The sequence below is a fragment of the Mesorhizobium sp. WSM4819 genome (assembly GCF_055811215.1).
Map to the genome: position 1 here is coordinate 24,516 of NZ_JBVVQO010000036.1, position 18,209 is coordinate 42,724.

The 18,209-nt window shown below is 60.3% G+C and carries 22 protein-coding genes; 10 read left to right on the top strand and 12 right to left on the bottom strand.

Annotated features, from left to right (window positions below):
• Positions 1 to 100: 100 nt before the first annotated feature.
• On the bottom strand, positions 101 to 1,507 hold the full coding sequence (locus AC0L18_RS25715; RefSeq protein ID WP_473494775.1) for a DUF4214 domain-containing protein: 1,407 nt from the start codon (positions 1,505 to 1,507) through the stop codon (positions 101 to 103).
• A gap of 409 nt (positions 1,508 to 1,916) precedes the next feature.
• Here AC0L18_RS25715 and AC0L18_RS25720 point away from each other — a divergent pair, with 409 nt between their 5' ends.
• From AC0L18_RS25720 to AC0L18_RS25735, 4 genes are all read left to right on the top strand, one after another.
• Positions 1,917 to 3,074 (top strand): glycosyltransferase family 4 protein, encoded by a 1,158-nt coding sequence (locus AC0L18_RS25720; RefSeq protein ID WP_473494776.1) that lies wholly within the window; start codon positions 1,917 to 1,919, stop codon positions 3,072 to 3,074.
• A 163-nt stretch (positions 3,075 to 3,237) separates the two neighbouring features.
• The gene (locus AC0L18_RS25725) at positions 3,238 to 3,492 is read left to right on the top strand and encodes a FitA-like ribbon-helix-helix domain-containing protein (RefSeq protein WP_473494730.1); all 255 of its coding nucleotides are present in this window, start codon (positions 3,238 to 3,240) and stop codon (positions 3,490 to 3,492) included.
• The gene (locus AC0L18_RS25730) at positions 3,489 to 3,926 is read left to right on the top strand and encodes a PIN domain-containing protein (protein WP_473494731.1); all 438 of its coding nucleotides are present in this window, start codon (positions 3,489 to 3,491) and stop codon (positions 3,924 to 3,926) included. Before AC0L18_RS25725 ends, AC0L18_RS25730 begins: the two co-directional genes overlap by 4 nt.
• 116 nt (positions 3,927 to 4,042) lie before the next feature.
• Positions 4,043 to 4,498 carry an NUDIX hydrolase gene (locus AC0L18_RS25735; protein WP_473494777.1) on the top strand — a complete coding sequence of 152 codons (456 nt, stop codon included), beginning with the start codon at positions 4,043 to 4,045 and terminating at the stop codon, positions 4,496 to 4,498.
• A gap of 46 nt (positions 4,499 to 4,544) precedes the next feature.
• Here AC0L18_RS25735 and phnF read toward each other — a convergent pair whose 3' ends face one another.
• Positions 4,545 to 5,330, bottom strand: a complete 786-nt coding sequence (gene phnF / locus AC0L18_RS25740; protein ID WP_473494732.1) for a phosphonate metabolism transcriptional regulator PhnF — start codon at positions 5,328 to 5,330, stop codon at positions 4,545 to 4,547.
• Complete coding sequence (locus AC0L18_RS25745) at positions 5,327 to 6,508, bottom strand: alpha-D-ribose 1-methylphosphonate 5-triphosphate diphosphatase (RefSeq protein ID WP_473494733.1); 1,182 nt, start codon at positions 6,506 to 6,508, stop codon at positions 5,327 to 5,329. The genes phnF and AC0L18_RS25745 overlap by 4 nt, the downstream gene beginning before the upstream one ends.
• A gap of 122 nt (positions 6,509 to 6,630) precedes the next feature.
• On the opposite strand from AC0L18_RS25745, the gene AC0L18_RS25750 reads away from it, so the two are divergent.
• From AC0L18_RS25750 to phnE, 3 genes are all read left to right on the top strand, one after another.
• The gene (locus AC0L18_RS25750; RefSeq protein ID WP_091590049.1) at positions 6,631 to 7,488 is read left to right on the top strand and encodes a PhnD/SsuA/transferrin family substrate-binding protein; all 858 of its coding nucleotides are present in this window, start codon (positions 6,631 to 6,633) and stop codon (positions 7,486 to 7,488) included.
• Between the two features lie 97 nt (positions 7,489 to 7,585).
• On the top strand, positions 7,586 to 8,335 hold the full coding sequence (locus tag AC0L18_RS25755; RefSeq protein WP_473494734.1) for a phosphonate ABC transporter ATP-binding protein: 750 nt from the start codon (positions 7,586 to 7,588) through the stop codon (positions 8,333 to 8,335).
• On the top strand, positions 8,328 to 9,122 hold the full coding sequence (gene phnE, locus AC0L18_RS25760; protein ID WP_473494735.1) for a phosphonate ABC transporter, permease protein PhnE: 795 nt from the start codon (positions 8,328 to 8,330) through the stop codon (positions 9,120 to 9,122). The genes AC0L18_RS25755 and phnE overlap by 8 nt, the downstream gene beginning before the upstream one ends.
• 68 nt (positions 9,123 to 9,190) lie before the next feature.
• Here the strand turns inward: phnE and AC0L18_RS25765 are convergent, their stop codons facing one another.
• Complete coding sequence (locus AC0L18_RS25765; protein ID WP_473494736.1) at positions 9,191 to 10,300, bottom strand: calcium:cation antiporter; 1,110 nt, start codon at positions 10,298 to 10,300, stop codon at positions 9,191 to 9,193.
• 397 nt (positions 10,301 to 10,697) lie between these two features.
• Here AC0L18_RS25765 and AC0L18_RS25770 point away from each other — a divergent pair, with 397 nt between their 5' ends.
• The gene (locus AC0L18_RS25770) at positions 10,698 to 11,354 is read left to right on the top strand and encodes a TerC family protein (RefSeq protein WP_473494737.1); all 657 of its coding nucleotides are present in this window, start codon (positions 10,698 to 10,700) and stop codon (positions 11,352 to 11,354) included.
• A 111-nt stretch (positions 11,355 to 11,465) separates the two neighbouring features.
• Here the strand turns inward: AC0L18_RS25770 and AC0L18_RS25775 are convergent, their stop codons facing one another.
• A complete protein-coding gene (locus tag AC0L18_RS25775; protein WP_473494738.1) occupies positions 11,466 to 12,596 on the bottom strand; it encodes a site-2 protease family protein in 1,131 nt (376 codons plus the stop codon).
• Positions 12,597 to 13,015: 419 nt separating this feature from the next.
• The gene (locus AC0L18_RS25780) at positions 13,016 to 13,453 is read right to left on the bottom strand and encodes a CBS domain-containing protein (protein ID WP_473494739.1); all 438 of its coding nucleotides are present in this window, start codon (positions 13,451 to 13,453) and stop codon (positions 13,016 to 13,018) included.
• 220 nt (positions 13,454 to 13,673) lie between these two features.
• On the opposite strand from AC0L18_RS25780, the gene AC0L18_RS25785 reads away from it, so the two are divergent.
• Positions 13,674 to 14,084, top strand: coding sequence for a DUF427 domain-containing protein (locus tag AC0L18_RS25785; RefSeq protein WP_473494740.1), 411 nt, complete (start codon positions 13,674 to 13,676; stop codon positions 14,082 to 14,084).
• Between the two features lie 59 nt (positions 14,085 to 14,143).
• Here AC0L18_RS25785 and AC0L18_RS25790 read toward each other — a convergent pair whose 3' ends face one another.
• Both AC0L18_RS25790 and AC0L18_RS25795 read right to left on the bottom strand, forming a co-directional pair.
• Positions 14,144 to 14,557, bottom strand: coding sequence for an HD domain-containing protein (locus tag AC0L18_RS25790; protein ID WP_473494741.1), 414 nt, complete (start codon positions 14,555 to 14,557; stop codon positions 14,144 to 14,146).
• Positions 14,558 to 14,707: 150 nt separating this feature from the next.
• Positions 14,708 to 14,962, bottom strand: a complete 255-nt coding sequence (locus AC0L18_RS25795; protein ID WP_473494742.1) for a hypothetical protein — start codon at positions 14,960 to 14,962, stop codon at positions 14,708 to 14,710.
• 251 nt (positions 14,963 to 15,213) lie between these two features.
• Here AC0L18_RS25795 and AC0L18_RS25800 point away from each other — a divergent pair, with 251 nt between their 5' ends.
• The gene (locus AC0L18_RS25800; protein ID WP_473494743.1) at positions 15,214 to 15,555 is read left to right on the top strand and encodes a hypothetical protein; all 342 of its coding nucleotides are present in this window, start codon (positions 15,214 to 15,216) and stop codon (positions 15,553 to 15,555) included.
• Between the two features lie 61 nt (positions 15,556 to 15,616).
• Here the strand turns inward: AC0L18_RS25800 and AC0L18_RS25805 are convergent, their stop codons facing one another.
• From AC0L18_RS25805 to AC0L18_RS25820, 4 genes are all read right to left on the bottom strand, one after another.
• A complete protein-coding gene (locus AC0L18_RS25805) occupies positions 15,617 to 17,023 on the bottom strand; it encodes a PAS domain S-box protein (protein WP_473494744.1) in 1,407 nt (468 codons plus the stop codon).
• Between the two features lie 170 nt (positions 17,024 to 17,193).
• A complete protein-coding gene (locus AC0L18_RS25810; protein WP_023799553.1) occupies positions 17,194 to 17,358 on the bottom strand; it encodes a DUF3309 family protein in 165 nt (54 codons plus the stop codon).
• A gap of 363 nt (positions 17,359 to 17,721) precedes the next feature.
• Entirely contained in the window at positions 17,722 to 17,943 is a 222-nt protein-coding gene (locus AC0L18_RS25815; RefSeq protein WP_023799552.1) for a hypothetical protein, read from the bottom strand.
• Positions 17,944 to 17,951: 8 nt separating this feature from the next.
• Positions 17,952 to 18,134 (bottom strand): hypothetical protein, encoded by a 183-nt coding sequence (locus AC0L18_RS25820; protein ID WP_091590065.1) that lies wholly within the window; start codon positions 18,132 to 18,134, stop codon positions 17,952 to 17,954.
• Positions 18,135 to 18,209: the final 75 nt, after the last annotated feature.

Consider the following 18,209-nt stretch of genomic DNA (forward strand, 5'->3'; position numbering starts at 1 on the left):
GACAATGCGCAAAGATGGTGCTCATGACGAACTGCCAGCATCATGGTTCGAACGCTGTCCAAGCCCAACGACAATCTTGCGGCCAGTGATGTTCATTGAACTATTGAGGCTCGTTCGGAAACAGAACCGTGTGTCTGGAGCGAAACTCATGTGAATGGATCAATTCTGCCACGATCTGTTCTCCACTCGCCTCGCCGCTGTCCAGTTTCGACACGTAATCAGAAAGCCCGTGGCCGTCTGGCTCCCGTCCCAGCAATGTCCGATAGAGGAGGGCCACGTATTGCGTATTTCCAAGCCCAACCGGCTGATTGTCAGTCCTGAATTCGACCGAAAGCAACATCTTCGTCAGTATCGGAGAGAGAGATGGATCCTTTTTCATCGCGACGACCTCGCGCCACTGTTCGGCCGGGGACGGCATGCGATGCAAGATTAGGCAGTAAGCATATGCAATCTGGTTGGCTGGGAGGGCAGACTTGTCGAACGCATCAAGCGAACAGGGCTGAAATGTGTCGGTGACGGGAACTGGGGGTACCGACGTCTGGTCCGCAGGCGGCAAGCTCTCCCTCGCGATCGTCGACGAACTCGAGCCTGCATCGCCGTTCGCAATGGTCTTCTTTACGGCTTCGTATGCCGGCTTTTGCCCGCTCGGTGCCCACGAACCGTCGCCGCGCTTCTTCAGGCGCACGAGACCCATGAAGGCTTCGAAGCTCGGCGCCCAGTACGGCTCGTCGAGCAGTTCGTAGATGTGGGCAGCCTCCACTCCGTATAAGGCCTGATATCGCCTCAGCAGCGTCATCGTCTGGACGAGACCGTCCGCGTTGAACTCGGTGACCCAGATTGGGCGACCGAACGTGGCCAGAAACTTGAAAACGTCTTCGGGGTCGCCCCCGTACAGATGCCAGACCGAAATATCCCATCTGATGCCGTCCTGCAGCATGCGGGTGAACGCTCCGCGGTGACCCCAGCCGGCCGTTCCCATTGCTTTTCTTATGGTCGGATCCACCGCGACGGTTGCATCCGACAGACCGCGCAGCACCGCGCTCACCTTAGACCAGCGCGGGCTGAAGTAATGGGATGTCTCGGTGCCGCCGGCAGGGCCCCAGGAGCAATTGTATTGTAGTCCGCCGTCCTGAATCTCGCAGGGCATCAAGATGGCGTAATTCTCCATCTCGTTGCCAAGCTCCCAAACGCGGATGTCGTCCTTGAAGCGGGATACCAGTGTCGACGCGAGATGGTAGGCCTGCGCATAGAGGTCATCGACGGTCCCATTGTCCAGGTCGAGGCCGGGCGTGATTACCGGCAGGATCTCGACTCCGCGCTCCTTGCCCGCCTTGACCAGTTCGGCAAGTTTGGTGGCGCTGTCGAGGCTGGAAATGTTGACGCGATACGACTTCATGCCGAGGTCGCGGACATAATCGAGTTGCTGTTCGATCGATATCCCGGGATAGGCGGTAAAGGGATGGCCATTCACCCCCCAGAGCAGATCCGCTGCGCACGAAGCTGTCATGCCCAGCAGGCATGCCAAGGTTGTCCACAAACGTCTGGTCGCGGCGACGGCCCGTCTAACGGAACCTGGTTGCGATGGTTTGGTCGGCCGCTGCATCAGCGCGAACTTGCTTGTTTTGCACCAGACATCTGCGGCATCACTCCATTCGCTGAACTCTGTCTGACATCCATTCGAGCACGACGATTGAGATCTGCCGTACTGCCCAACGCAGTCTATCAAAACCGCGCCACACAGAACCTCACACATTTGGCGTAACCGCCCATGATTGGCCTCGCCATTCGGATGAGAGCTGCCGGGAAGCCTTTGAGGCAAACGATCGGGTACGTCCCAAAGGCCAGGATGACCCTGCTGTCCTGGTCGTCCAAACTCGTGGAACTGAGGCTTGGCGCCGGTGACCAAAAACCCTGTGATGACACGACATTGGACAATCAACGGCCGTTTTCTCGCGCAGCCGACCACCGGAGTTCAGCGCTACGCACGCGAGATTGTTTCGGCGCTGGACGCCTTGATCGCGGGCCAGGCTGCCTTGACACGGGATCTGTCGGTCGAGTTGCTGGTCCCGCCGGGGGCGCTTGACAAATTGCCCCTGGCAGCGATCCGTGTCCGCACTGTCGGCAGCTTTGGCGGGCATTTGTGGGAACAGGCTGCGCTTCCGGCCCATCTTCGCGGCGGGCTGCTTAACCTCTGCAATACGGGCCCTGTGACGGTTCGTCGGCAGGTGCTGTGCATTCACGACGTCAATACACGGGCGTGCCCGCAGAGCTATTCGTTTCCATTTCGGCTTCTTTACCGCACCTTGGTTCCTGCCTTGGGCCGGGCCGCGCATAAGATTACGACGGTGTCGAAATACTCTGCGGGTGAACTGGCGCGCTATGGCGTGTGCCCGGCGGCAAAGGTCGAAATTGTAGGCAATGGGCATGAACATGCGTTGCGATGGGCTCCTTGCCACTCGCAACAAACACTGGCAGTGGCCGGCCCTAGTACGATCGTCGTGCTTGGCAGTTCTATCCCGCACAAAAATGTCGGCTTGATCATCGGCATGCACGAGCGTCTTGCCGCGGCGGGGCTGCAGATTGTTGTTGTGGGCGCTTCAACGTCCCGCGTTTTCGCCAGCAGCGGCGATCAGAAATCGCCGAACGTCATTTGGCTGGGAAGAAGGTCGGACGCGGAACTCGGCGCGCTTCTGCGCGATTGCCTATGCCTCGCGTTCCCCTCCTTGGTCGAGGGTTTCGGGCTGCCGCCCCTCGAAGCCATGGCACTGGGATGTCCGGTGGTCATGTCGGACCGTGCCAGCCTGCCCGAAATCGGCGGCGATGCGGTCTTGTACGCATCACCTTGCGATGAGAATGCATGGTTCGATTGTTTCATGCGGCTGGTCCACGAAGAAGGCCTCAGAACCAACTTGATCGCACGCGGTCGCGCCAGGGCGGCGCGATTTCAGTGGGCCGCGTCGGCTCAGCGCTATCTGGAGCTGATGGCCAGCGTGGATGGATTTCCGTCACTACCACCGCTCATGGAAGTCGAATGCGACCCGAATGAGCGACTTGCGGCGGCCAGCATCGTTTGAGATCGTCTCGAGCCCAACGGAAATTTGCCATTCAGGCGCACCACTCCCGTTCAACTCGCATGAGTAGATGGGATCGGGACCAGATGTTTCCGGTCAGGGTTGCGCCTATTGTTGCACTTGCGTAGAATGCAAGCATGTCAATCATCGTGAGGGCTTGCAAGCAATGCCATCCATCACAGTCCGCAACGTGCCCGACGAAGTGCACCGCGCCTTACGGGTGCGCGCAGCCATGCACGGGCGTAGCGCAGAAGCCGAAATCCGCGACATCCTGGAGAAGGCGGCGCGGCCCGAGGGCCGTGTCAAGCTCGGCTCGCTCCTGGCCGCCATCGGCCGCGAGGCCGGACTTGCGGATGAAGACGTGCGCGCAATGCAGCAACTCCGCGACAAGACCCCAGCCGAGCCGATGAAGTTTGAATGATCCTCGTCGACACAAACGTGATTTCCGAGCCGTGGAAGCTCGCGCCCGACCCGGGTGTCGTGGCGTGGATCGACGCGCAGGCTATCGAAACGCTCTATCTATCGGCCATCACTGTAGCCGAGTTGCGTTTCGGTATCGCAGCGCTGCCTGCCGGCAAGCGCCGCGAAACCTTGCACGAGCGCATGGAGCGGGGCGTGTTGCCGCTGTTCAGGGGGCGCGTGTTGCCCTTCGATCTTGACGCTTCGCAAGCCTATGCCGAACTGGCGGCGAACGCCAAAGCGGCCGGCAAGGCAATCGGCAAGGCTGATGGCTATATCGCCGCCACAGCCGCTGCACGGGGCTTCATGATCGCGACACGCGACACCAGCCCTTTCGAGGCTGCGGGGCTGAATGTCGTCAATCCCTGGGTTGGCCAAGCAACGAGCGAGATTTGACCTGGCGTCAGTAGCCGGTCGCATCGACGCAGGGCAGGGCAGTCTTTCGACAAACGGAACATGTCCCGTTCAGCCTGCCTGCGATGATAGGCTGGATGGCGGAGGCATATGAGGCGATGGCGAAAAGAAGTGCAGGCGTCCTGCCTTACCGCAGATCAACCGGTGAACTGCAGGTGCTGCTTGTCCATCCTGGCGGGCCGTTCTGGCAAAGCCGCGATCTCGGCGCATGGTCGATTGCAAAGGGCGAGTATGGTGATGACGAACAGCCGGAAGCTGCGGCGCGTCGCGAATTTGTGGAGGAAACCGGCTGGGAGCTCTCGGGAGCGCTGCTTCCGCTGGGAGCGCTGCGCCAGCCCGGCGGCAAGCTTGTTACGGCCTTCGGCGTGGAAGACGATTTCGACGCCGGCACCTTGCGCAGCAACATGTTCGAGATGGAATGGCCGCCGCGCAGCGGCCGCATGCAGACTTTTCCTGAGATCGATCGCGCAGGGTGGTTCGGCCTCGAAATGGCCCGGGAAAAGTTGCTTGTCGGCCAGCGGCCTTTTCTCGACCGGCTTGTGGTGTCTGTCTAAGGGTCGACCCAATGGCCTCAACTGGTCGTGTTGACATGCGCCATAATCAGAAGACGAATTCGACGGATGTCAGCGGCCAGCAGCCGCGGGTCCATTCGATTGGTACGCCGTTGCGGTCCTCGTTGACAGCATTGATGCGGAATACTGGCGTTCCGGGCGTCAGCCGCAGGATTTCCGCTTCATCGGGGGATGCAAAGCCGCCACTGATGCGTGTCTCGGCCCGCCGGTAGTTGTCGATGCCATGCGCGCGGAAAACATCGGTCACCGACTGACGCACATCGTATCTCTGCTCGAAGTCGGGGAAGAGATGCGCCGGAAAGAATTTGGTATTGACGTAAACCGCCTGCTTGTCCGACGTTCTGATCCGGCACAGCCGGATAATGGTGGTGTCAGGTGCGAGACGCAACCGTTCCGCCACGGCCGCTTCGGCCGGTTCCCGGACGATCAGCAGCGTATTGGTGCCGATTTCCTGGCCGTGGGCTTCGAAATTGTCGAGAAAGCGCTGTCCGTCGCGAACAGTGAATGTCGAGGGCAGGTTTCGCACGAAGATACCGACGCCCTTGCGGGCGGTGAGGTGGCCCTCATGCTGTAACTGCTGCAGCGCCCGGCGAAGCGTAATGCGGGTGACCGCGAGTTTCTGTGCCAGATGCGTTTCTCCGGGAAGCTGGCTGCCCGGCGCAAGACTGCCGCTCTCGATCAGATCGAAGATGTGATCGTAGATCTGCTGCCAGATCGGCGTATCGCTGCGTGGCCGAAAGACCAGCCCGTCAAAGGCCAGAAGGCGATTGCCATTGCGCTCGTGTGGTGTTGAAATTTTCGTGTCCAAGTTCATGAAACCTTATCCACCGGCGACCGCTGTGCAGACCATCGGTCTGTGCGGGAGAGGCCGGAGCTATAGACAATTTGTCCATGGACCATGGTGGCCACCACACGCGGATGCTCTGGATCGCCAGCATCGACCAGGATCAGATCCGCCCGGCGGCCGGCAACAAGCGAGCCGCGATCGTCGAGGCCGGCCACCCGGGCCGGGTTTGCCGAAACCAGATTCCAGATCGAGGGGAAGCCGCCGGCGTCTGGCGAAGACAGTCTGAAGGCCGCATGCAGAGGCGAAGGGTAGTGGTAATCGCTGGTCAGCACCGTGCAAAGTCCGGCTCTGACGGCCTCAGTGGCATTTAGCGCTCCATTATGGCTGCCGCCGCGCACGACGTTGGGCGCGCCGAGGATCACATCCTCGCCCATTTGCCGCGCGGCCTTGGCCGTTTCGAGCGTTAGCGGAAATTCCGAGGCCTTTGCGCCGAGGGCGCGAAAATACATGCGTTCCTCGGGAGACGCTTCGTCATGGGCAAGAAGCACATTGCCATTGGCCCGCGCAGTTGCGGCCAGCTTCCCGATCGCGATCTCAACCTCGGCGCGGCGGGACCAAATCTGGCCGAGCAACGTCATGTATTGCTCGCGGCTTAAGCCAGACCGCTCCGCCATCTGACCGATCTTGCGGGCAATCGTGCCGTTCAGCACCGACCCCGTGGTATGATCGTTGACGGCGATGATCGGCCGTGGCGAAAGCGAGAGCCATCGTACGACCTGCGCCATCTGATCAAGCGCGAAGGTCTCCCAGCGCAGATGCAGACGCGTATCGCAGCCAAGGCTATCGCGGAGATCGCAGACCGCGCCGATCAGCTGTTTGGCAGCGTCGAGCGAGCGAAGTCCAGGCTCCCACGACACCGTGACGCCGTGAAAGGCCGTGGTTACGCCACTGGCGACAAGCTGGCGGTCCGTATCTTTCAGCGCCAGCGCGGTGTCGAAGCGGACACCGGGCCGCGGCATGATCTGGCGCTCGAAGCCGTCGCCGTGAATATCGACGATCCCCGGAAGCACGAGCAGACCATCGGCATCGATCGTGGAGGCATGGGCCGCCCGCAGCTCTGACACGATCCCGCCGGTGACGCTCAGGTCCGCGGTTTCAAGTCCCCGTTCGGTAAGGATGCGACCACCCTGGATGTGCCAGTTCACTGTATCCCTCAAAAAAAGCAAAGGCTGCCGGTGGCGCCGGCGAAATGTCACGAGCACGTCATCTGCTGCGTATACGGATTAGCGGGTAACAGTTTCCTGTCTATACAGCAAAGGAAAAAACGATGATCCGCAGCATCGCAACCGCACTCGCCCTGACGCTTGCCTCCGCTCTTCCAGTGTTTGCGGAGCCGGTGAAATTCGCGGTAACCGACATGGAGGGACTGGAGGCTCTTCAGCAGGAATTCGGTGCTTTCCAGACCGCTCTTGAGGAGGCGACCGGCCTGGATGTCGAGCTGTTTCCGGTCAGTTCGCGGACCACCGCCGTCGAGGCGATGAATTCCGGGCAGGTCGATCTTGTCCTGACCGGTCCTGCAGAATACGTCGTCATGAAGGAATTAAGCCAGCCGAAGATTGTTGTCGCCTGGCAGCGCCCCGACTATTTCGCTCAGATCGCCGTGCTGGCGAATGGACCGATCCGCTCGGTCGAAGACTTGAAGGGCAAGAAGGTCGCATTCGGCTCGGTCGGCTCGACGTCCCAGCACCTCGGCCCCGCGCAGGCGCTGGCCGATTTCAACCTGAAATATGCCACCGATTACGAACCAGTAATCATATCGCGCAACATCGCGGCTGAGGCTCTCATCCGCGGCGACATCGCCGCTATCGGCTTGAATTTCGGCTATCTGAACTCGGTCCGGGAAGCATTCCCCGGCGTTGCCTTCTCGGTCATCGCACGGGGCCGCGATCTGCCGAACGACATTCTTGTCGCCCGCAAGGACATTTCAGATGACGTGTTCGTCAAGATCCGCGATGCCTTTGCGAAGAATGGCAATGAGCTGATGAAAGCGATCTTGACCGGCGAGGACAACCAGAAATTCAAGGGCGGTTTCTTCCTGACTGATGTCAGGGACTCGGACTACGACTATGTCCGCTCGATGTACCGCACGATCGGAATTGAGACCCTCACCGACTTCGTAAACTGAGGCTTGCTCCTTTTTCATCGACTTGCTCCTTTCAGCGACAAGGCCGGCGGCTAACCGCCGGTCTGTTTCGCAGTTCGGTCTGGGCCAAGAGGTCACTATGACAGCCATCATTCGGGCGCACGATCTTGCGAAGAGCTATGCGAACGGAAAGGTCATTTTCTCCAGTATCGGCCTCACCATAGCATCGCGCGAACGGGTTGCCCTGATTGGCTCGAACGGTGCTGGAAAATCCACCCTGCTCAAATGCCTCATTGGTCTTCTACCGTCGAGCGGTGGCGAGGTCGTCACCCTCGGCGAGAGCTTCCGCTCGGCGCCGTCCGTCGCCCAGCTGCGGCGCATACGCAGGCAGATCGGATTTGTCTTCCAGCACCACGGACTGGTCAGCCGCCAATCGGTTCTTACAAACGTTTTGCAGGGCAAGCTCGGGCTGCCCGGCGGCTGGCGCGGCTGGCACCATTCCATCGCAAAGCAACACTGGCGCGAGGAAGCAATGAAAGCCCTCGCCGAAGTGCGGCTTCTCGGCAAGGCGGGCGCCCGCGCCGACGCGCTTTCTGGAGGGCAGGCGCAGCGGGTGGCGATTGCCCGTGCGTTGATCCGGCGTCCGAAGCTTTTGATAGCAGACGAACCGGCGGCAAGTCTCGACCCGGCGGCTGGACATGATGTGATGCGCGTCTTCTCCGAGCTGACCCAGGAACAGGCGATCACTTTGGTCTACACCACGCACGACATGGAACATGCTCTCGACTACTCCGACCGCTTGATAGCGCTCAAGGCGGGCAAGGTCTTCTTCGACCGACCGACGGCGCAGGTGACCCGCGCTGATCTGAAAGACGTCTTCGATGCATGACCGCCTTTCGCCGAGCCGGATTCCATCGATCTCGCCCGTCACTTTCAGCTTTGCCGTCGCTTTGGCCGCTCTCGTGATCGTTTCCGCCGGGCAGGTCGCACCTTCGCCGGAACAACTGGCAGGCGGGGTGCCCCGAATGGTCCATCTCGTCGGCCGCATGATACCCCCAAATGTCGAGCCAGGGTTCCTCCTGAGGGTTTTCTGGCGCATGGTCGAAACGTTTCAGATAGCGCTCGTGGGGACAGCAATAGGTGTCGTCCTCAGCTTGCCGTTTGCCTGGCTCTCGGCCAAGGACATAACCCCGATCGGCCCGTTCCGGCATATCTCCAGGATGCTGGTCTCGTTGTTCAGGACTGTTCCAGATTTGGTCTGGGCACTACTTTTCGTGTCAGCCGTTGGTCTCGGGGCGGTTGCCGGCACCATGACCATCGTCGTCGATACGATCGGCTTTTGCGGGCGCTTCTTCTCCGAGGCGATGGAGGATGCCGACGAAAGACCTCAGGAAGCGCTGTTTGCAATCGGCGCCGGACGATTCTCTGTTCTGTGCGGGGCAGTACTGCCTGACGCCATGCCGTCCCTGATAAACACCACGCTCTTCGCGCTTGAAAAGGCAGTGCGCTCATCAGTTGTTCTCGGCCTCGTTGGAGCCGGTGGCATCGGCCAGGAGCTGAAGGTCGCGTTCGATCTTTTCCAATACAGGAATGCCTCGACCATCATTCTCGTGATCTTCGCCATCGTGGTGTTGATGGAGTTCGTGACGGATCGCCTACGCTCGAAGGTCCAGTAATTGCAGGCTAGGCATGTGCGCCGCAAATCGACAGAACGCAGCGATCGCCGAAGACGGCGGGCGATCACCTACGGCACGAAGATAAGGAACAGATAGGCGACAAACACGACGAGATGAACGAGCCCTGTCAGCATCGTTGTTCGGCCCGTCCCAAAGCTCACGATGCTGATGGCAAGCGCGAGGAGGAGAAGCACGGTATCCCCCGGACCCAGACCAAGAGTCAGGCTTCGTCCGGTGAGCAGGCTCGCCGCACCGATCGCCGGGATTGTCAGGCCGATTGTGGCGCAGGCCGAGCCGAGGGCGACATTCAGCCCTCGCTGAAGCTCGTTATTGAGCGCTGCCCGAACCGCCGATACCGCCTCCGGCATAAGCACAAGCGCAGCGACGAAGAAGCCCACGATGGCGTCCGCCTGGGTAATATGAAGAAACTCGAGCCCATTCTCGATGCTGCCGGCCACCTGCTCGGTCAGAAGAACGATCCCTGCCAGTCCGACAAATAAGAGGAGCACATTGGGGGTCACTTTCTCGCCCTCAGATACATGCTTGTCATGTTCCGCGCTGGAGGTCAGGTCTTCGATAAAATCGCCCCGATGACGCACCATCTGGGCAAAGACGAAGGCACCATAGAGGAGGATTGAAAGAACGCTCACGAAAGCGAGCTGCGAGGCGGAGAACGTACCGGGGCTTGTTGCAAGCGTGTAGTTTGGAAGGATCAGCGTAAGAACTGTCAGCGCCATAATGACGGCAAGCGAGGCGTTGGTGCCCTGTCGTTTGATGTCCTGATATCGATGCTTCAGCCCACCCAGGGTGAGGCAGACCCCGACGACGCCAGCGCAAACGATCATGACCGTCGAAAACACGGATTCGCGTGCCAGCGTCGGGTTGTTCTCGCCGTGCAGCATCATCGAAACGATGACCGATGCTTCGATGGCCGTCACCGAAAATGTCAACAGCAGCGTGCCATATGGTTCATCGAGCCGCAGTGCGACGGCTTCTGCATGATGCAAAACCACAAACACTGTCGCGAAGATGAAGATAGCGACGACGATCAACGCAAGGATCTTGATCGAGAGCGGCGAATGCTCGATCGATGCGGCGCCGAAATGAATGAGTGCGGCCAGGCCCAAGGAGCCGATTGGGAACAGATATTGGCCGATCGGTCGCCGATGAGCAGCCAAGACGGAATTCCCTTCATCGCCATCGACGGACGCAGATCGGGTGTTGGAGAAATTGACCGAAGCCCACTGTATCAACCTTACTTGCGGCTGCCGGCCCGTTCAATGGCCGCGTGGCCGATCGACCCTGGCTTAACCAGCTTGCCGAGCGATGCCGCATATGCGGATCACAATTAAGCCTTGAGTTTTTGCGCTTGGGGCAATAGCTAGGTGCTACCAGGCCGGGCCCCTCTGGCAGTCCATCAGGACTGCGATGTCGGACTGGAATTCCAATCCGGGTGGCCTGGCTTTGAGTTTTCTTCAGCTGTAGCGGCATTTCTCTTGTCATACGCGGTGTCCGCGTTGCTCTACGGTTATACTCGCAAGCCGCGTCACCCCTAGCTGAACGCAAGGGTGCCGTATGACAGATTTTTTCAGTCCCGAAGCAATGACCGCTCTCATGCAGGTCATCATGATCGACCTGGTGCTGGCCGGCGACAATGCCATCGTTATCGGCCTTGCCGCGGCCGGACTACCCAAAGAGCAGCGCAGAAACGCAATCGTCGTTGGCATAATCGCAGCGGCCGTTCTGCGCATCGGCTTTGCGGCCGCGACAACCCAGCTCCTGCAGATCGTCGGGCTGCTGTTCGCCGGCGGTCTTTTGCTGTTGTGGGTCTGCTGGAAGATGTGGCGCGAACTCCGGCAAAACCATGCGCAGGAAACACAGGCGATCGAAGCGCTTTCGGAAAGCGACGTCGACTACGATGGCATCGTAGCTGGCAAAGCTCCACGCAAGACCCTGGCGCAGGCAACCTGGCAGATCATCATCGCCGACGTCTCCATGTCACTCGACAACGTTCTGGCGGTAGCCGGTGCTGCGCGCGAACATCCGAACGTGCTGATCTTCGGCCTTGTCCTCTCCGTCGCGTTGATGGGCATCGCTGCAAACCTCATTGCCAATCTGCTTCAGAAGCATCGCTGGATCGCCTATGTCGGGCTGGTGGTGATCCTCTACGTCGCTGGCGACATGATCTATCGCGGTGCGCTTGAACTTCTGCCTCACGTTCCGGGCGCTTGAGACGCAGAAAAAAGGGCCGGGACGACCTTCGTTCCGGCCGATTTCTGCTTATCGCTCCGCTACGATTTAGAGCGCACTCACCCGATCCGGCAGTGGAAAGAATCCTCGTGCTCAGATCCGTGTGAATCGCGGCTTGGCCCCACGCAAACGACCAAATCGGAAGGCATCCGACACGGCCGAGCGGATCATGAGCATCTCGCCTATGGTTTCGTGTGTCATGAGCCCGACCAGCCGGTCGGAACTGTCGACGACGGCTACAGCAGGCACATCTGCCTGCTGCATCAGCCGCAGGCTTTCCTCGAGACTTTTGCGGTAATGTATTTTCGGGATATCGTGCCGCATTGCGCTCGCGACCGGTGCGGCGGGTCCCTTTTCCTTCAATGTCCGGATCATGTCGTTGCGTGTCACCAATCCTTCAAGATGGCCTGCGGAGTCGACGACAGGGAATTCGTGCTGCGTGGTCGCGAGCAGCATCTCGATTGCCTGGTCGAGCGTCGCCGACCGTTCTAGCCGGGCGAACTCGGTGATCATCACATCCGCGACAAGGACGCTTGTGGCTACCTCCCGGATCTGTGCGTTCTGCGCTTCCGCTGCCGCGGCGAGATAGACGAAGATGCCGATGAAGATCAGCAGCGGATTGTAGAACAGCCCAACGAAACCGAAGACGAAGGCCAATCCTTGCCCGATCGTGGCTGCGATCTGGGTCGCGCGCGACCACGACAGGCGGGCGGCGAGTGCGGCGCGCAGGATACGGCCACCATCCATCGGGAAAGCTGGGATCATATTGAAGATGACCAGGAAGACGTTGACCCCGGCAAGCCTGGCGAGAAAACTCATACGCGGATCCTCGATCCCGGCCATCTGTTCGACGCCCGCCGACCCGCCGAGCAGGACGAAGATCAGCGCGGCGATCGCGACATTGACCAGCGGCCCCGCGACCGCGATCACGAACTCCTGCCCCGGCTCTTCGGGCATGCGTTCTAGTCTGGCGACGCCGCCGATCGGGAAAAGCGTAATGTCCGGCGTGTTGATGCCGCAATACCGTGCGGCGGCGATGTGGCCGAACTCATGCAGGACCACGCAGGCAAAAACCGCAATGATGAAGGCAACGCCTTGCCAGGCCGCTGGCGTGCCGCCGATCTGATAGTGCGTCAGCCAGATCCAGACGAGCAGAAGCAGGAAGGTAAAGTGAACGCGCACGGTGGTGCCGGCGATCGTCCCGAGGTTCAGCGACCAACCCAAATCCGTCCACTCCGAGAGGCCCGACCTTCGCAAGAGGCCCCACCTTCGCAACAGGCTTTGGCAGGACGCCTACAATCGTTCGAGAACATCAGGTGCTCAAGCTCATCGTCTGCGACTAAGGGCTGCCCGGCCGCGAGATGCCCGCCTCGGTGTCGCGCGGTCCCGTCGCAAGAACAGCTTATCACGACACGACATCCGGGTGAACGTCTCGGCGCGTGATCTGATGCGTCCGCGCCTGCACGATGATTTCGCCCCGCCGCGCTTTTTTCGGCGCTGAAGGACACGGTGCTTGTCATAGATGCTCCTGAACCTTTGCCGAAGAACATCGCAATGCAGAAGGCTCCGGCGGGGCGCCGGCGTTAGCCGACGCACCGCGAAACAAGTGATGTTGACCTTGCGCCGACATGTCGCGGCGTTAGTCAGTGAGCAGTCTGGGAATGCTCGCCGCCCGGCTTCGAGATGTCGCTTAAAGCTTCTCCCGCTTCTGCCGCTTCGCCATTCGTCGCGAGATCGCCAAGCGAGATGATGCCGACGAGCCTCTTGTCGCGGTTCAGAACCGGGAGCCGACGTACCTGCAGGTCGCCCATGTTTTCAAGCACATGCGCGACGTCTTCGTCATCGAAGCAATATTTGACCTCCGGGCTCATGACATCACGCACCTTCGTGTCAGGTCCCTTACCCAATGCTACGCCGCGGATCGCGATATCCCGATCGGTGATCATTCCGACCAGCCGGTCGTGGTCGCCAACGGGCATCACTCCAGCGTCGAGCCTGCCCATCATCTCAGCCACTTCGCGGATCGACTGTTCGGGGTTAGCGACCTGTACATTCCTCGTCATGCAGTTGCCGACCTTCATGGCGATCTCCCTTGACTTGCGAAGCCCCGCCGCCGGTTCCGGTGTCAATCTAGGAAACGAACTCTTCGGCGGTAACGTTCCCTTGAATCTGAATGCCCCGCGGGAGGTTTTTCATCTGTCGCCGGCCCCCCCGATGTCGCGGCTCCAATGAGCCTCACGCGGTTGGAACCTGACAGGCGATACGACGTTCCAGGAGATCGGCAGCCAACGGAGAAGTCGCATGCAGCCCTTAGCAGTAAATTCCACCAGCCGTCCCGGCGCGCTGACGATTACCCCGTTCAATGGAACCGTGACGGTCAGGTTCTCCGACGCGATCATTGCCTCGACAGAGCGGGCAAAAGTGCTCCATGAGGAGGGGCAAGATCCGGTCTTCTATATCCCATTCGAGGATATCTATTTCGACCTTCTGGAGAAGACCAACACCACAACCCACTCCCCGCTGAAGGGCACGGCCAGTTACTGGCGGGTCCACGCGGTCGGCGGAGCGGCCGACGACTTCATGTGGGCCTACGAGACGCCCGACACGCCGGCATTGGCCATCGCCCGCCATGGCGCCTTCGATCCCAGCAAGGCGCGGATCGATGCCGATCCTGCCGAGGACAAGCGACATACGCCTCACCTCCCCGAATAGAGCCTCGCATGAAGGTCGCACATCGGCCGATCGCGCCACAGGCGACAATCCTTTCGTCATCAGGAGAATTCTTCGTCGAGGATCCGCAGTCCGTCTTCATATTTCGATGTCGACGCGCCAATCTGCTGTGCCTGCCATAAATTGTCGGTAAGATCGGCGCGCTTGACCGGCAGCGCCAATGGGTTGGCTGCTGCTCTGCGCACGAAATCGAGGTCGTCCTCGTCCGGCCTGCGTGTCATCGCATCGACGGCCGATACGATGGATGTTCCGAAACCTGCCGCCTCGAGCCGCTCGCGATCCCAATCGTCGCTTTTCTCAACAACGTCGTGGAGGTAGGCAACGGCCTTCTGGTCGAGCGTTTCGACGGCATCAACGACCCGGCGGCAATGCTCGATATAGGGCCGTCCGGTCTTGTCCGTGTGCCCCGCATGAGCTTGTTCGGCGATTTTTGCCGCGCGGTAAAGGAAGCTCACTGCCTCGATCCTTGCTGGCCTGTGTGATGTATGCAACCAGCCTTGTTCTGGTCCACAACATGCCTCACCGAACGCGCGACGATTGCCTGAAGTTCCACAGAATGGGCAAGGCTCCGGCGCCGAAACATCTCCAGCGCCGCGAGGGCAGCCTTACAGCTTGCTGCCGCCCTGGTCGCGGGACGCTCCATCGACAATGCCGGAAGTGGGCAGAATTCCAAAATCCTGCGACTTGGCACCTTGTGCCGCTGTCAAAAATCCGTCCGCGTGGAGGCCGCGCCGCAGCAACTCCCTCACGGCCGCAGACCGGCTTGGCATGCGCCTTTCGAAGCGCCAGTTTTCCAAAGCAGCCAATTCCTCCGACGTTAGCATGATCTGCAGTCGTTCGGGTCTTTCCAGCTCGGCCATTTCTGCCCTCCAGACGCTCAAAGTTAGCATTTATCTAAGAAGTAGGAAAAGCCTCGCCAGCCGTCAAGACCGGCTCATTGGCCATCGGCGTGAAAGGCTCACAGTTACCGTCAAGCGTCCATCGTGTAGCCTGAGCGGTATGCTAACTTGTTGATTTTGTGTGTTGTTTGATGGATTACGCTTGTCATTCGAGCTGCTATGGCACATGCTGATCTTGAGGGACAAACCGCTCCTGAAAGGAAGGGTTTTCCATGAGAGACGGTTATTCGGCCCATTTGTGTCACGACGTTAACCTGCAAGTTTGGACCGCCGCCCGGTGCAAGGGGATAGTCAATGTCACTGCGGTGGCCGAGGTTGTGCGGCTGCGAAACCTCGCAGAAAACGTTGCGCTTGAAGACGTCGAATGCTTGGTGTTGCAAGCCGCCCAGTTCTACGGGGCGGCCATGGAATTCGACGGCCTGACCGTGTTTGAACCAGGTAACGTCGATCGGCACTCGCTTGGCTGCGATGCCCTGCCTGGAAGAGGCGACGTCGATGTTCTGGAGGACAGGGCTGTTTCGCCTTATTTTCGCCCGCCGGACCAAACGCAATAGGTCTGGCCGAACACAGCGGTCGCGGGGAAGGGCTCAGCTTCACGAGCGCGGCGAAATTCCTTCAATCGGCCGCGATTTCGGCCAGTGATGTCTGGACGAAATGCAGCGGCGCCTCGAGCGTCCAGGTGATGCCTCGGGCGTGGAACTCCAGCCGCCCGCTGCCGCTGAGAGCCTGCGGCGCCACTCGCTCGAGCACGACCAGTCCGAAACCGCGCCCCCTGACAGCGTCCAGGATTGGCCCGTCCAACTCACGCCAGACCAGTCGAAAGGTCTCAGCGCCGTCGCCCGCAGGGACCACGTGCCAATCGATCTCGACACGTCCGCCGTTGCACGACAGCGCTCCATGTTTTGCCGAATTGGTGGCGAGTTCGTGAAAGGCTATGCCGAGATACTGGACGGCGTTCGGCTGCAGTACCACCAGTGGCCCGGCCATCGACACGCGGGACTGCGCTGCGAAGGCCTTGAGCTGGGCCTGGATGAGCTCGCCGACCGTCGCGCCGCGCCATTCGGCATTGACCAGGAGATCATGGGATTCCGAAAGCGCCATGATGCGCTCTCGAACTTGCCCGAGGAAAGCCTCAGGTGTGCTCGTCAGCTTGCTTGTCTCGCGGATCATCGAGATGATGACCGAATACTGGTTCTTCACCCGATGGTTGACCTCGCGCATGAGCAGTCGGATGCGCCGTTCGTTCTCCTTGTGGGAACTGATGTCGCGCGCGATCTTGGAGGCGCCGACGACCCGCCCGATCCCGTCGCGGGTCGGTGAGACGGTGAGCGAGACCGAAACGAGCGTGCCGTCCTTGCGCAGGCGCATGGTCTCATAGGAGGGGACGCGTTCGCCGGCGCGGATGCGACTGATGATCGAGACTTCCTCGTCGAGACGGTCAGGCGGAATGAGCATCGTCACCGGCCGGCCGATCGCCTCGGCAGGCGTGTAGCCGAACAGGCGTTCTGCAGCATCGTTCCAGCTAGTAATGATGCCATCCATGTCCTTCGAGACGATGGCGTCCATCGACGACTCGACAATGGCGGCAAGACGCATGCGGGCTTCATCGCCCAGCGTCTGCGTGCGCAGGTCGAGCAGCGTGTTGATGGCACCGACTACATTGCCCGCTTCGTCGCGAAGCAGGCGTGGGTGAGCCCTGAATGGGACCAGTTCGCCATCCGGCCGCTCCGCAATCGCCTGGTCCCAGGAGACATCCCGCCCTTCGCGCAGCGCCACGGCCATCGGACACTCGCCATGCGCCATATCCCGACCGTCCAGATGACGAAGCTTCCACGAGCCGCACCATAGGTCCCGACCGATAACAGGACGATGGCCCCAGAGCTCAGCTGCGGCTTCGTTGAAGAAGGTGATGTGTCCCTGCCCGTCAACGGTGTAGATGGCGACCGGCAGTGCCTGCATCAGATCGGCAGTGGGAATGCCCGGAACTCCGAGGCCGACATCGGCTTGTTCAACGAAGTTCACTTATGGCGCCATTCTCGTGGATTTCTGAGCGGCTATAATGCCCTCGAGCGGTTTCGGTTCCGTCCGGACAATCACGTGCGGCCCCCTTTGCCCGCAGTCGCGGCGACATTCCTGGGCAAGGCATCAGGCCGACACAGGATCATCGCCAAAATTGTCCGCCTAATCGTGTACTAAATGCGCCCGAGAAGGACCAGGATAATAACGATCAGCAGCACGAGACCGAGGCCGCCGCCACCATAATAGCCGGTGCCGTAGAACGGTCCACCACCCAAGCCGCTGAACCCGCCAAGCAAGATAAGGATCAAAATGATGATGAGTATGGTTCCGAGGCTCATGGTGGTTCTCCCATTCGTGCGCTGCCGCGCCGTACAAGGGCACGTCCATGCGCCTGTTGATGACGGTATGAACTCCCAGAGGGGGCTTCCTGTTCCACCGGAAGTAGCATCGCTGTCGCTCGTCTAGCGGGAAAAGCCGGTAGGCTGACGAGACAGCCCGCCGGGCCGGGAGCCCGCGGGCGACAGGCTTTCTCAGCCTCGGACCGCCTGGAGGAACGGCGATCGCAGCAAAAATGCGTGATGCGGTCCGAAGTTGCGGCGGTAGGCCAAAGAAGGCCACAGCCACTGCGGTGCTCACAGTCGACGGCCGGATGATGCTTGGCACCTCCACGCCGCACGCTTCGCCGGGGACGTGAATACAATTCACCTTCCTTTGTTTGCCGGCCGAGTGCCGCCGCCCTTCTTTTCCGGGTCATGAGTATGGTGGCTGTCGCGTTCGCCTCCGCCGCCTGAGATCTTGCTGCGGCTGCGCAGATCGGAATCGGCTGGCGGCTTTTCTATCACCAGCGGCTCCTTGGCGTTTTCGTGCGATGCGCCAGGACCGCCATGGCGAATACTGGCGCGGGTCTTCTTCGACGTGGACATGAAATCACCTAGCGGTCCTGCTGATGGCCTTGATGGGTCGTATTGACCTTCGTGTTGCCCTGCTGGCCCTGTTTGTCGGGATTTGGGGCGGAATGGCTGTGCTGCGTCTGGTCGACAGGAACCGACTTCTTGTCGCCCGGACCCTTTGGGCTCTGGTTCTCTGTCGGAACGGGTGGTGGTTTTGTGCTCATGACCGTCTCCTTTCACTAGCCAAAACAAGCAGGCCCCCGGGAAGGTTCCTGATCCGAACCGGGCGAGGGGCAAAC

What these genes read in the sequence shown, in the direction of transcription:
- AC0L18_RS25785 (WP_473494740.1), top strand. Translation starts at nt 13,674, where the DNA reads ATGCAGCCCTTAGCAGTAAATTCCACCAGCCGTCCCGGCGCGCTGACG.
- AC0L18_RS25750 (WP_091590049.1), top strand. Translation starts at nt 6,631, where the DNA reads ATGATCCGCAGCATCGCAACCGCACTCGCCCTGACGCTTGCCTCCGCT.
- AC0L18_RS25815 (WP_023799552.1), bottom strand. Translation starts at nt 17,943, where the DNA reads ATGTCCACGTCGAAGAAGACCCGCGCCAGTATTCGCCATGGCGGTCCT.
- AC0L18_RS25800 (WP_473494743.1), top strand. Translation starts at nt 15,214, where the DNA reads ATGAGAGACGGTTATTCGGCCCATTTGTGTCACGACGTTAACCTGCAA.
- AC0L18_RS25715 (WP_473494775.1), bottom strand. Translation starts at nt 1,507, where the DNA reads ATGACAGCTTCGTGCGCAGCGGATCTGCTCTGGGGGGTGAATGGCCAT.
- AC0L18_RS25770 (WP_473494737.1), top strand. Translation starts at nt 10,698, where the DNA reads ATGACAGATTTTTTCAGTCCCGAAGCAATGACCGCTCTCATGCAGGTC.
- AC0L18_RS25730 (WP_473494731.1), top strand. Translation starts at nt 3,489, where the DNA reads ATGATCCTCGTCGACACAAACGTGATTTCCGAGCCGTGGAAGCTCGCG.
- AC0L18_RS25810 (WP_023799553.1), bottom strand. Translation starts at nt 17,358, where the DNA reads ATGAGCCTCGGAACCATACTCATCATCATTTTGATCCTTATCTTGCTT.
- AC0L18_RS25755 (WP_473494734.1), top strand. Translation starts at nt 7,586, where the DNA reads ATGACAGCCATCATTCGGGCGCACGATCTTGCGAAGAGCTATGCGAAC.
- AC0L18_RS25820 (WP_091590065.1), bottom strand. Translation starts at nt 18,134, where the DNA reads ATGAGCACAAAACCACCACCCGTTCCGACAGAGAACCAGAGCCCAAAG.
- phnF (WP_473494732.1), bottom strand. Translation starts at nt 5,330, where the DNA reads ATGAACTTGGACACGAAAATTTCAACACCACACGAGCGCAATGGCAAT.
- AC0L18_RS25720 (WP_473494776.1), top strand. Translation starts at nt 1,917, where the DNA reads ATGACACGACATTGGACAATCAACGGCCGTTTTCTCGCGCAGCCGACC.
- AC0L18_RS25735 (WP_473494777.1), top strand. Translation starts at nt 4,043, where the DNA reads ATGGCGAAAAGAAGTGCAGGCGTCCTGCCTTACCGCAGATCAACCGGT.
- phnE (WP_473494735.1), top strand. Translation starts at nt 8,328, where the DNA reads ATGCATGACCGCCTTTCGCCGAGCCGGATTCCATCGATCTCGCCCGTC.
- AC0L18_RS25795 (WP_473494742.1), bottom strand. Translation starts at nt 14,962, where the DNA reads ATGGCCGAGCTGGAAAGACCCGAACGACTGCAGATCATGCTAACGTCG.
- AC0L18_RS25780 (WP_473494739.1), bottom strand. Translation starts at nt 13,453, where the DNA reads ATGAAGGTCGGCAACTGCATGACGAGGAATGTACAGGTCGCTAACCCC.
- AC0L18_RS25725 (WP_473494730.1), top strand. Translation starts at nt 3,238, where the DNA reads ATGCCATCCATCACAGTCCGCAACGTGCCCGACGAAGTGCACCGCGCC.